The 12,340-nt window shown below is 67.3% G+C and carries 9 protein-coding genes; 6 read left to right on the top strand and 3 right to left on the bottom strand.

Annotation, left to right across the window (positions count from 1 at the left end):
* Positions 1-13 precede the first annotated feature (13 nt).
* Positions 14-2,398, bottom strand: coding sequence for a glycogen/starch/alpha-glucan phosphorylase (locus E7811_RS12630; RefSeq protein ID WP_211092111.1), 2,385 nt, complete (start codon positions 2,396-2,398; stop codon positions 14-16).
* A gap of 336 nt (positions 2,399-2,734) precedes the next feature.
* Between E7811_RS12630 and E7811_RS12625 the strand changes: the two genes are divergently transcribed.
* Complete coding sequence (locus tag E7811_RS12625; RefSeq protein WP_136395012.1) at positions 2,735-3,169, top strand: RrF2 family transcriptional regulator; 435 nt, start codon at positions 2,735-2,737, stop codon at positions 3,167-3,169.
* 48 nt (positions 3,170-3,217) lie between these two features.
* Here the strand turns inward: E7811_RS12625 and E7811_RS12620 are convergent, their stop codons facing one another.
* Together E7811_RS12620 and E7811_RS12615 are read right to left on the bottom strand one after the other, a co-directional pair.
* Positions 3,218-4,285 carry a dipeptidase gene (locus E7811_RS12620; RefSeq protein ID WP_136395011.1) on the bottom strand — a complete coding sequence of 356 codons (1,068 nt, stop codon included), beginning with the start codon at positions 4,283-4,285 and terminating at the stop codon, positions 3,218-3,220.
* A 76-nt stretch (positions 4,286-4,361) separates the two neighbouring features.
* Entirely contained in the window at positions 4,362-6,836 is a 2,475-nt protein-coding gene (locus tag E7811_RS12615; protein ID WP_246020445.1) for a heavy metal translocating P-type ATPase, read from the bottom strand.
* A 167-nt stretch (positions 6,837-7,003) separates the two neighbouring features.
* Here E7811_RS12615 and E7811_RS12610 point away from each other — a divergent pair, with 167 nt between their 5' ends.
* The 5 genes from E7811_RS12610 to E7811_RS12590 all read left to right on the top strand — a co-directional run bounded on the left by E7811_RS12610 (position 7,004) and on the right by E7811_RS12590 (position 12,337).
* Complete coding sequence (locus E7811_RS12610; protein WP_136395009.1) at positions 7,004-7,204, top strand: heavy-metal-associated domain-containing protein; 201 nt, start codon at positions 7,004-7,006, stop codon at positions 7,202-7,204.
* A 17-nt stretch (positions 7,205-7,221) separates the two neighbouring features.
* Positions 7,222-9,039: a sensor histidine kinase gene (locus E7811_RS12605; protein WP_136395008.1), complete on the top strand. Its 1,818-nt coding sequence runs from the start codon at positions 7,222-7,224 to the stop codon at positions 9,037-9,039.
* On the top strand, positions 9,036-10,301 hold the full coding sequence (locus E7811_RS12600; RefSeq protein ID WP_136395007.1) for a sigma-54-dependent transcriptional regulator: 1,266 nt from the start codon (positions 9,036-9,038) through the stop codon (positions 10,299-10,301). Before E7811_RS12605 ends, E7811_RS12600 begins: the two co-directional genes overlap by 4 nt.
* A 238-nt stretch (positions 10,302-10,539) precedes the next feature.
* Complete coding sequence (locus tag E7811_RS12595; RefSeq protein WP_136395006.1) at positions 10,540-11,541, top strand: TRAP transporter substrate-binding protein; 1,002 nt, start codon at positions 10,540-10,542, stop codon at positions 11,539-11,541.
* A 112-nt stretch (positions 11,542-11,653) separates the two neighbouring features.
* Positions 11,654-12,337: a TRAP transporter small permease gene (locus E7811_RS12590; RefSeq protein WP_136395005.1), complete on the top strand. Its 684-nt coding sequence runs from the start codon at positions 11,654-11,656 to the stop codon at positions 12,335-12,337.
* Positions 12,338-12,340 lie beyond the last annotated feature (3 nt).

Below are 12,340 nucleotides of genomic sequence, written 5' to 3'. Positions count from 1 at the left end.
TGCGACATCCTCCCTAAAGCGCGGGGTCAACCGACCAGATATCGGCCATGTAACCACGGATCGTGCGGTCGGACGAGAAAAACCCGGATCGCGCCGTGTTCATCGCCGCCATCCTCAGCCAGCGGTCGCGGTCGGCATAGGCCGCCGCCGCCTGCCCCTGCGCCGCGTGATAGGCTGCGAAGTCCGACGCCACCAGGAAATAGTCGTGATGCCAGACGCGATGCACAAGCCCGTGATAGCGGTCGGGTTCGTCCGGGCTGAACCGGCCTTCGGCGATCATCTGCAGCACGTCCTGCAACGGCTGGCAGGCAAGGATCGCGTCGCGGGCATGGTCGGGGTTCTCGCGCCGCTTCATCACCTCTTCCGCCGTCAGGCCGAACAGGAAGAAGTTCTCGGCCCCGACCTGTTCGAGGATCTCGACATTGGCGCCATCAAGCGTGCCGATCGTTGGCGCGCCGTTCATCATGAACTTCATGTTGCCGGTGCCCGAGGCCTCTTTCCCCGCGGTCGAGATCTGTTCCGACAGATCCGCCGCCGGGATCAGCCGTTCGGCCATCGAGACGTTGTAATTCGGCGGATAGACGATTTTCAGCAACCCACGAACTTCAGGATCACTGTTAACGACCACTGACACGTCATTGATCAGCCTGATGATTTCCTTTGCCACGGCATAACCCGGTGCCGCCTTGCCGCCAAAGATGCGCACGCGCGGCACCCAGTTTCCATTCGGGTTGGCGCGGATCGCCTGCCAATGGGCGATGCATTCCAGGATGTTCAGCAGCTGGCGCTTGTATTCGTGGATGCGCTTGACCTGCACGTCGAACATCGCGTCGGGATCGACCGCAACGCCCTCGTTCCGGCCGATCCAGTCCGACAGGGCGGCCTTGTTGGCGCGTTTCGCCGCCCCGAAGGCCGCGCGGAAGCCTGCGTCATCCACATGCGCCTCAAGCCCGCGCAGGCGATCCAGGTCATCCTCCCATCCCTCACCGATGGTCTGGCCGATCAGGCCCGACAGCGCGGGGTTGCACATCTTCAGCCAGCGGCGCGGGGTGACGCCATTCGTCTGGTTGATGATGCGGCCCGGATGCAGCGCGTTCAGTTCCGGAAAGAGGTTCCGTTTCACCAGATCGGAATGCAGCGCCGAGACGCCGTTGACCTTGTGCGCCATGACGAAGGCCAGTTCCCCCATCCGCACCTCGTGATGCTTGACGATGCCCACATAATGCGGAGGCCCATAGATGCGGCGGTGCCAGCTGTCGATCCGTTCGACGATCTGCATGTGGCGCGGCAGGACATTGCCAAAGGTGAAGGTGGCCCATCTTTCCAGCGCCTCGGGCAGCAACGTGTGGTTGGTATAGCCCAGGCAGGCGCGGGCCACGTCCAGCGCCGTATCGAACATCATCCCCTCGTCATCGACCAGAATCCGCACAAGCTCGGGCCCGGCCAGCGCCGGATGCGTGTCGTTCATCTGGATCGCGACATGGCGCGGCAGGTCGGTCAGCGCGTGGCCCGCCGCCTTGAACCGGCGCAGTATGTCCTGCAGCGCGGCAGAGGTCAGGAAGAATTCCTGCTTCAGGCGCAGTTCCTTGCCCTGATAGGTGGTATCGTCGGGATAAAGCACCCGGCTCAGCGTGCGGGCCAGCGCCTCGGGTTCGGCGGCGGCGGCGTAGTCGCCCCGGTTGAACCTCTCCAGATCGAAGAGCGTCGTCGGTTCGGCCGCCCACAGCCTGAGCGTGTTGGCCCACCGCCCCTTCCAGCCCACCACCGGCGTGTCATGGGCCGAGGCGCGCACGGTTTCCCCCGGCACCCAGACCTCGCGCCCGCCTTGCGTTTCGACATGGCCCTTGAAACCGATGGTATAGGCGCTTTCGGGACGGGCGAATTCCCAGGGGTGGGTCTGGCGCAGCCAGTCCTCGGGCGTTTCGACCTGGCGGCCCCCCTCGAACCGCTGGCGGAACAGGCCGTGTTCATAGCGGATGCCATAGCCATAGGCGGGGCAGCCGACGGTTGCCATCGACTCCATGAAGCAGGCGGCGAGCCGCCCCAGCCCGCCATTGCCAAGCGCCGCGTCGGGTTCATCCTCGACGATGGTTCGGAAATCCTGGCCGAAGCCGGCCATGACCTCGACCGCCGCCTCGCGCAGGCCAAGGTTCACGGTCGCATCCTCAAGCAGCCGGCCGATCAGGAATTCCATCGACAGGTAATAGACGCGCTTGCGTCCCTCGGCCCAGGTGCGTCGGGTCGAGGCGAACCACGGTTCCACGATCCGGTCGCGGATCGCATAGGACAGGGCCACGCGCCAGTCATACCGGCTGGCGTGTTCCGGATCCTTGCCCAGGGTATAGGTCAGGTGGCGCAGGATGTCGGCCTTGAGGCCCTCACGAGAGAATTCCGTCACGATCTTTTTCCGGTCCGTTGCACCCCGCCCTGCCTGACCGCCCGCCCGCGGGGCGCGGGTTGGCCGTTACGGTCAGGCAACGGGAAAAATTGTTACCGCAAACACGCACGTTCTGCACGTCCACTCAATGCCACACATAACAGGTGGTTGGAAAATTCAAAGCGCTTTGGATGGCGTTCGCCCCGAATGCGCGCCGATTGGGCACGATGGCGCTTGGTGGGGCAAATCCTGCGGCGCGACCGCATCTTTTTGCCGCAGACCCCGGTTTAATGACTTATGTCAATTCGCCAGATGTTCCTTTTCGGCACAATACTCGCATCAAACGGAGAGCCCGAGATGCGATTGACCACCCGAACCAACCTGGCGATGCGCACGCTGATGTTCTGCGCCGTCAACCCCGGTCGCGTCGTGCGCAAGCATGAGGTGGCCGAGGCCTGCAACGCATCCGAGAACCATCTGGCACAGGTGATCCACCACTTGGCGCAGCGCGGCTTCCTCAAGACGGTGCGCGGCCGCGCGGGTGGGCTGAAGCTTGGCCGGGCGATGGACGACATCCGCGTGGGCGAGGTCTTCCGGGTGTTCGAATCCAACCTGCCCTTCACCGAATGCATGGACAGCACCGAAAACCGCTGCCCGCTGGTCAGCTGCTGCCGCCTGAAATGCGCGCTGTCAGAGGCGCTGGACGCCTTCTATGCCACGCTCGACCGGATGACCCTGCGCGACATGGTGCAGGGCAACGGCGAACTTGAAGGGCTTTTGAAGGTCGCATGAACGGCGGCCCTGCAGGGCCAGCCCGCCTTATGCGCCACCAGCGGCCCCTCACGCGCCCCAGGTGCGGCGCAGCACGGACATCCAGTTGCCCCAGGCCAGCTTCTGCAAGAGCGGCTCGTCATAGCCATGCGCCCGCAGCGCGTCGATCAGGCGGGGCAGACCCGCCGCGTCGGTGATCCCTTCGGGCACGGCGGCCCCGTCGAAATCCGACCCGAAGCCCACGTGATCTTCGCCCAGTTTCGCGATCAGGTGATCCATGTGCCGCAGGACCGGTTCCCAGCCCATGTTCGGGCTGCGCTTGCCGTCCTCGCGCAGGAAGACCGTGGCGAAGTTCAGCCCGACCATGCCCTTCGTTTCGCGGATCATCGCCAGCTGGCGGTCGGTCAGGTTGCGGGTCGAGGCCGTCACCGCATGGGCGTTGGAATGGGTTGCGACCAGCGGCGCATCGGAAATCCCGGCGATGTCGTCGAACCCGGCTTCGTTCATGTGGCTGAGATCGACCATGATCTTCAACGCGTTGCATTCCCGGATCAGCCGCCTGCCCGCGTCGGTCAGGCCCGGCCCGGTGTCGGGATCGCCCGGAAACCGGAACGGCACGCCATTGCCGAAGATCGTCGGCCGCGACCAGACCGGGCCAAGGCTGCGCAACCCCATCGCATGGAAGGCATGAAGCGCGTCAAGCCGGTCGTCGATCGCCTCGGCCCCCTCCATGTGCATCACGCCCGCGATGGCCCCGGCGGCACGCGCGGCCTCGATCTCGGCCACGCTGCGGCACAGCCGGAAGGCGCCTTCGCTGGATCGTTCCATCCACATCAGATGCGACGCCATCGTCAACGCGACAGGCTGCGCGGTGGACAGCGGCACCGGGGCGGGCAGCGCGATTTCATAGGGCGGGCTGTCCATCATCGCGTCGTAATCGGGCGGGTCGCTTTCGGCGGGACTGGGCACATAGATCGCGAACATCCCACCGGCAAAGCCCCCCGCCCTCATGCGCGGCAGGTCAAGGTGCCCCTGCCCTTCGCCCTCGATCCAGATGCGCCGACGGTTGTCGGGCGCCAGGAGAAGGCGCAGCAGAATGTCATTGTGCCCGTCGAATACCGGCATCGGATCGGCCATCGTCACGTCCCTGTCGTTGTCATCGGCTTTTGCGGGAACCCTGCCACGGCCTGCCGGGAAAGGCCAGAGGGCCGCCTCAGGCCCCGGCGGGGCGGATGAACCGGAGCCTCAGCGCGTTCGTCAGCACGAAGACCGACGACAGCGCCATCGCCCCGGCCGCCAGCATGGGCGAAAGTTGCGGCCCGCCGAAGGGCACCAGTACCCCCGCCGCCACCGGGATCAGCGCCGCGTTATAGCCGAAGGCCCAGAACAGGTTCTGCCGGATGTTTCGCATGATCGCGCGCGAGACGCGGACGGCGGTCACGGCGGCCATCGGATCGCCCCGCATCAGGACGACTTCGGCGGTTTCCAGCGCCACATCCGTGCCGGTTCCCATCGCCACGCCCACCTCGGCGGCGGCCAGCGCCGGGGCATCGTTGATCCCGTCGCCCACGAAGGCCACCCCCGCGCCATCGCCGCCCTGCCCCATCGCGCGCACCGCATCGACCTTGCCCGCGGGCAGCACCTCGGCCCGGATCGCATCGATCCCGGCCTCGGCACCGATATGGGCGGCCACGCGCGCCGCGTCGCCGGTGATCATTGCGGGGGAAAGGCCCATCCCGCGCAGTGCCGCGACCGCGGCAGCAGCGGTGGGTTTCAGCCGGTCGGCAATGCCGATCACCCCCATCACCCGGCCATCGACGGCATAAAAAACCGGCGTCGCCCCGCGTTCGGCCATCCGGTCGGCCAGCGCATCGAATTCGCCGGTGCCCCCCGGCGCGAACATCCGCGCCGCCCCCACGGCCACGCGTTGGCCCTCGACCGTGGCCTCGGCCCCGTGACCGGGAACCGCGGTGAACCCCTCGGCCTCGGGCAGGTCGATGCCGCGTTCTGCCGCGGCCGTCAGGATCGCCTGCGCCAGGGGGTGTTCCGACCCGGCCTCGACCGCCGCGACAAGGCGCAACGCATGGGCCGACGTGGGGTGCATCTCGACCACGACGGGGCGGCCTTCGGTCAGCGTTCCGGTCTTGTCAAAGGCCATCGTGCGGATCGACGACAGCCGCTGCAACGCCTCGCCCCGGCGGAAGAGGACACCCAGTTCCGCCGCGCGACCCGTCCCCACGATGATCGACACCGGCGTTGCAAGCCCCATCGCGCAGGGGCAGGCGATGATCAGGACCGAAACGCCCGCAACCAGCGCAGGCCCCAGACCGGGACCCAGAAGAAGCCAGACCGCGACCGTCAGCACCGCCAGCGCCATGACGACCGGCACGAACCACAGCGTGACCCGGTCGACCATCGCCTGAACCGGCAGTTTCGTGGCCTGCGCCTGTTCGACCATCGCAATGATCTGCGCCAGCACCGTATCCTTGCCGATCTTCGTGACCCGCACGCGCAGGCCGCCGGTGGTGTTGATCGTCCCGCCCGTCACCGCATCGCCGGGGGCCTTTCCCACCGGCAGCGCCTCGCCCGTCAGCATGGATTCGTCCACCGCCGATTGCCCGGCCTCGACCTCGCCATCCAGCGGGATGCGTTCGCCCGGTCGCACCCGCAGCAGATCGCCCACCCGGATCGCCTCGATCGGGGTTTCGACGGCGCCGGCCTCGCCCTCGACCAGAGCGGTGCGCGGTTGCAACCCGACCAGCCGCGCAATCGCCGCCCCCGCCTGCCCGCGCGCCCGCGCCTCGAGCGTCCGGCCCAGAAGGATCAGTGCGACGATGACCGCGGCGGCCTCGAAATAGACGGCCTGCGCGCCCTCGGGCAGCAGGCGCGGAAGAAACAGCGCGACGACCGAATAGCTCCAGGCCGCCAGCGTGCCGACGGCGACCAGCGAATTCATGTCCGGCGCGCCGCGCATCAGGGCAGGCAGCCCCTTGCGGAAGAACCGCAGCCCGGGGCCGAACATGACCGCCGTGGCAAGGATGAACTGCATCGTCCAGATCGGTCCCTGCCCTACCAGACCATAAAGCCAGTGATGAAAGGCCGGCACCAGATGACCGCCCATCTCGGTGATGAAGACCGGCAGCGTCAGGATGCCCGCGATCCAGGTATCGCGCACCAGACGGCGGTATTCGGCATCCCGCGCAGCCTCGGGCGCGGCCTCGGAAAGCGGTGCTGCGGCAAAGCCCGCGCGTGTCACGGCGCCTGCCAGCGCCGCGGCATCCGCGCCGCCCTCGAAAACCTCGACCTGCGCGCGCCGGGTGGCAAGGTTCGCCACCGCGCCGATCACGCCAGGCTGCGCCTTCAGGACACGTTCGACCCGGCCCGTGCAGGCGGCACAGGTCATCCCCTCGACCGACAGGTCGATCACTGCCTTCCTTGCGGGATAGCCCGCCGCGTCCAGCGCTTCGGCCATCTGCCCAAGGCTCGCCGGCGCATCGAACCGCACCTCGGCCGTTTCGCTGGCCAGGTTCACCCGCGCCTCGGCCACGCCGGGCAATCGCGCCAGCACCCGTTCGGCCCGCGCCACGCAAGAGGCGCAGGTCATCCCGTCCAGATGCAGCCGCGCGGATTGCGTGGGGCCGGTCGGCGCGGATTTCAGGGCGGCGGCGGGGGGGGCGCTGGCAGTCATCGACATGTCCTTCCCCCTCTGTTCCACAGGACCGCGCGCCAAAGGTCAAGCCCCGCCCTGACCGGATCGCATCAACGTGACGCCAGACCGCCCTCAAGGTCGCCGCCCATTGACCCGCCGGTGGATTTCGCGGGAAATGGGGGGAAGATCCAGAAGGAGTGTTCGCCATGACCACGCTATCCGTACCCGACATGAGCTGCGGGCATTGCCGCGCCTCGATCGAGACGGCCCTGAAACCCTTGCCGGGGGTCGAACAGATCAGCTTCGACGCCGAGGCGCGCAAGGTTTCCGTCACCGGGCCCGCCCCGGCCAGCCAGCTGATCGCCGCGCTGGACGCGATCGGCTTTCCCGCCTCGGTCGCGGGCTGAGCCGCCGCAGGGCGCCGATGGCGTTTCCCGGCCTGTCCCGTCCGCTTGCCCTTGCGCTGACGCTCGGCGCCATCCTGGCGCTGACCGGCGCGGTCTGGTGGGTCGCGCGCGACGAGGCGCTCGGACGCCTGCGCGACCGCGCGCAATCGGATCTTACGCTGGCCTCCGACCGGCTTGGCGCCCAGCTTGCGCGCTATCGCGAGCTGGCCGTCCTTCTGACAGAACACCCCACGCTCAGGGCGCGGCTTTACGGTTTCGGTGCGCCGGATGGGGCACAGGCTGTGCTTCAGGGTGCGGCCGACCGGACCGGATCGCTGGAAATCGCTCTGCTCGATGAAAGCGGCACGGTACTGTCCAGCAGCAGGCCCGCGGCGATCGGGCTGAACGCGGCGGGGTCCGCCCATTTCCGCCGCGCGATGGAAGGTGCGCTTGGCTTTCGGCACGAGGTTGACCCGGACACGGGCCAGCGCGCCTTTGTCTTCGCCGCGCCGATGTTCCTGCCCGAAGGTCCGGCCAGAGGGGCCGTCACGGTGCGCTTTTCGGTGGACCGGGTGGAATCGAACTGGCGCGCGGCGCCGGAAACCGTGTTCTTTACCGATGCCGCCGGGATCGTACTTGTCGCGAACCGGTCGGAACTGGTCTTTGCGACGCGCCTGCCCGAAGGCCCGATGGCATCGCCTGCCGCATCGGCCCGCGCGGTCTATCCGGCGGGCCTTCTGCATCCCTTTGTGCCCTACAGCGCCCGCCTGACGCAGGGCCACGACCTGTGGACGATCGACGGCGGCCCTTACCTTCCGCGCAAGGGGCTGCATCTGGAGCGCGACGTGCCGACGGCGGGCCTGACCGCCGAGATCATCGTGGATGCAGGCCCCGCCCTGCGCGTCGCAGCCCTGCAGGCGCTGGCGACGGGGGCGATGCTGTCGGCGGCGGCTTTTGCCGTGGCCTATCTTCTGCACCGCCGCCGCGCGCTGGCCGAACGGCTGAAACTCGAGGCCGCCGTGCGCACCCAGCTTGAAGACCGCGTGGCGGCGCGGACGCGCGACCTGTCTTCCGCCGTGGACCGGCTTCGGGCCGAGGTGGCCGAACGCGAAGAGGCCGAGGCCGCCCTGCGCCGCGCCCAGTCGGAACTGATCCAGGCGGGCAAGCTTTCGGCGCTTGGCCAGATGTCGGCGGGGATCAGCCACGAACTCAACCAGCCGCTGATGGCGATCCGGTCCTATGCCGAGAACGCACAGCGATATCTGGAACAGGACAAGCCGGGAACCGCGGCAGAAAACCTTGGCCGGATCTCGGACCTCGCGCACAGGATGGGGCGGATCATCCGCAACCTGCGGGCCTTCGCGCGGGCCGAATCCGAACCGCTTTCGGTCGTCGATCTGGTGGGCGTGGTGCAAGCGGTCCTTGAAATGACCGAACCCCGGATCGAACGTGCGGGCGTCACGCTTGACTGGCAGCCACCCGGTGGGCCTGCCTTCGTGCATGGCGGCGAGGTCCGGCTGCAACAGGTGGTGCTGAACCTGGTATCGAACGCGCTCGATGCAATGGAAGGACAGGAGCCCCCCCGGCGGCTGATCCTGCGCCTGGCCGAGTCGGGCGACCGGACCACGCTCACGGTGGCCGACACCGGGCCGGGACTGAAGGAACCCGACCGCGTGTTCGATCCGTTCTATTCCACCAAGGAGGTGGGCCAGGCCGAAGGGATGGGCCTTGGCCTGTCGATCAGCTTCCGGATCGTGGAAAGCTTTGATGGCCGCCTGTCGGGCGGAAACCGTCCCGAGGGCGGAGCGATCTTCCGGGTCGAGCTGCGCGCGGCAAGGGCGGAGAAGGCCGCATGACGACCCTTATGCCCGGCCCCACCTCTGGCCCCGCCGTCTGTCGCCGCGTCCTGCTGGTCGACGATGACCGCGACGTGCGCCTTGCCCTTGGCCAGACGCTCGAACTTTCGGGTTTCCAGCCCACGCTGGCGGGCAGCTATGTCGAGGCGAAGGATCACATCGGCACAGAATTCCCCGGCGTCGTGATCACCGACATCCGGATGCCCGGCAAGGACGGTTTTGCCCTTCTCGCCCTCGCGCAGGAAACCGACCCCGACCTGCCCGTGATCCTTCTGACCGGCGAGGGCGACATCCCCATGGCCGTGCGCGCGATGGCTGCCGGGGCCTTCGACTTTCTGGAAAAGCCCTGCGATCCCGACGACCTGACCACCGTCGTGGACAAGGCGCTAAGAACCCGCCGGCTCGTGCTGGAAAACCGCGCGCTGAAGCGCCAGATCGAGGCGGGCGATGCTGCCGCGCGGATGATCTTCGGGCGCTCTGCCGCCGCCGAAACGCTGCGCGCGCGCATCCGGTCGGTCGCCCGCGCCGGGGCCGAGGTGCTGATCACCGGCGAACCCGGAACCGGGATCCCGAAGGTGGCCGAGGTGATCCACCTGATCTCGGCCGCGGCCTCGCGCCCCTTCCTGCGCCTTGCGGGCGCCGCCGCCTCGCCCGAGGCCATCGCCCGCACCATCGCCCGGGCCGAGGGCGGATCTGTCTTCATCGACGAGGTGGCGAACCTGACCCCCGCCGCGCAATTCGCCCTGCTCGACACGCTCGAGGCACAAAGCGCGGCGCGCGTCCTGGCCGGAACCCACCGCGACCTGGAGGCCGAGGCGCAGTCCGGGCGCTTCCATCCCGATCTGTTCTACCGGCTCGACGCCATGCGCATCCGCATCCCGCCCCTTCGGGAACGCCCCGAGGACATCCCCGAACTGTTCCGCCGCTATCTTGAACAGGCCTGCGAACAAGCTGCGCTGCCGGTACCCGAGGTGTCGCCCGAACTGGTGGCGCGCCTGATGGCACAGGACTGGCCCGGCAATGCCCGGTCGCTGATGAACGCCGCGATGCGCCACGCGATGGGGCTGCCCGACGGCGACGAGACCGGCAGCCTCGGGCTGGTCGAACAGATGGCGCAGGTCGAACGCTCGCTTCTGGTCACGGCGCTCGGGCGGGCGGGTGGAAACGCGACGGCGGCCGCGCTGGCGCTGAAACTGCCGCGCAAGACCTTCTACGACAAGCTGGCTCGCCACGGGATTCGCCCCGAGGACCACCGGGGCTGACTGTGCGGTTTTCCGCACAACCGGCGGAATCGCCCTGTGCGGAATTCCACACATGCCCGCCGAAAAACCCTGCCGCCGGGGCGGGGGGCGAAAATTTTTCGTCGAAAAATCTTCGACTTGCACCGTTCTTTCCGCAGCGTTCACCTTTCTGTTGCCTGCCCTGAAAAGTGGCGCAACCTGCCATCAGCCGCCTGCAAACCGGGCGTGCATGTCATCAGGTTACTCTGGGAGGAGTCCAATGAAATTCCTGACCGCCGCGGCCACCGCGCTGGCCCTGACCGTCACCACCGGCGCCGCCTTCGCCGCCTGTGAGGATGGCGAGACCGTCATCAAGTTCGCCCATGTGACGAATGCCGACAAGCACCCGAAGGGCATCGCCGCCAGCCTCTTTGCCGAACGCGTCAACGCCGAGATGAACGGCAAGGTCTGTGTCGAGGTCTTCCCGAACTCAACGCTTTACGATGATGACCAGGTGCTCGAGGCCATGCTGCAGGGCGATGTGCAGATGGCCGCGCCCTCGCTGTCGAAGTTCGAGGCCTTCACCAAGGTGTTCAACATCTTCGACCTGCCCTTCATGTTCAAGAACATGCGCGCGGTCGACGCGTTCCAGAATTCGGAAACCGGCCAGGCGATGAAGGCGTCGATGGAACGCCGCGGGCTGCGCGGGCTGGAATTCTGGCACTCGGGGCTGAAGCAGATGTCGGCCAACAAGCCGCTCCTGATGCCCGAGGATGCCAAGGGCCTGAAGTTCCGCGTCCAGCCCTCGGACGTGCTGGTGGCGCAGATGGAGGCGCTCGGCGCCAGCCCGCAGCCGATGGCCTTCGCCGAAGTCTATGGCGCGCTTCAGACCGGTGTCGTCGACGGGCAAGAGAACACCTGGTCGAACAGCTACGGCCAGAAATACTATGAGGTCCAGGACGGCATCACCGAAACCAACCACGGCGTGCTGGATTACCTTGTGGTGGTGGGCGTGGACTTCTGGGACGGGCTGGATGCCGATGTGCGCACGCAGCTTGAAACCATCCTGAGGGAAGTCACCGTCGAACGGAACGCGGCCGTCGAGCAGGTCGAGGCCGAGGCACGGCAGGCGATCCTCGACGCGGGCGGCACGATCCGCGAACTGACCCCCGAACAGCTGACCGCCTGGCAGGAGGCGATGAAGCCGGTCTGGGCGAAGTTCGCCGAAGGCATCGGCCAGGAAAACATCGACGCGGCCCAGGCGTTCAACGCCGCCAACTGATCCCGCACCGGCTGCGTGCGGTGACATGATCGGCGGCCCGGACCGGGGAAGGTTCGGGCCGCCTTTTCGAACCGGGGCCGTGCCGAGGCACCGCCACCGAGGGGGGAACTTCATGAGCGGACAGAAATACCGGCCGCCGACGCGGCTTGCGCAGATCGTCCACACGTTCGAGGAAACCGCGATCGCGGTGCTCCTGGGCCTGATGACGCTCGTCACTTTCGTGAACGTGGTCTTGCGCTACGTCTTCAACTCATCGCTGATCTGGGGGCTGGAGGTCACGCTGATCCTCTTTGCCTGGCTGGTGATCTTCGGCGTGTCCTATGCGGTGAAGGTCACCGCGCATCTGGGCGTCGATGCGATCACGGGCATCCTTCCGCCCGCTCCGCGGCGGGCTCTGGCGCTGGTCGCGGCGGCGCTGTCGATCCTTTACGCGGTCTTTCTGATGAAAGGCGCATGGGATTACTGGGCGCCCTTCGCCGCACTGGAACAGACCTCGGGGCGCTGGTTCCCGACCGGGTTCCAGGCAACGCGCGACCGCGCCTTCTATGTTACCGAACAGGTTCCGATGCTGGATATGTTCCGCTGGCTTGAGCCCCTGATCAACCAAGGCGAGGCCTATGACAAGCTGCCCCGCGTCATTCCCTACGCGATCCTGCCGTTCGGGGTGGGCCTTCTGCTGTTCCGGCTGATCCAGGCCACCGTGGGCATCTGGACCGGCACGCGCCTTGGCCTGATCGTCAGCCACGAGGCCGAAGACGCCGTGGCCGATGTCCGCCACATGAATTACGAGGAATAAGCC

It is taken from the genome of Aliigemmobacter aestuarii, assembly GCF_004799285.1.
GTDB lineage: Bacteria > Pseudomonadota > Alphaproteobacteria > Rhodobacterales > Rhodobacteraceae > Aliigemmobacter > Aliigemmobacter aestuarii.
Note: the sequence above shows the minus strand (reverse complement) of the source record. Positions and strands in the feature narration are given on the sequence as shown.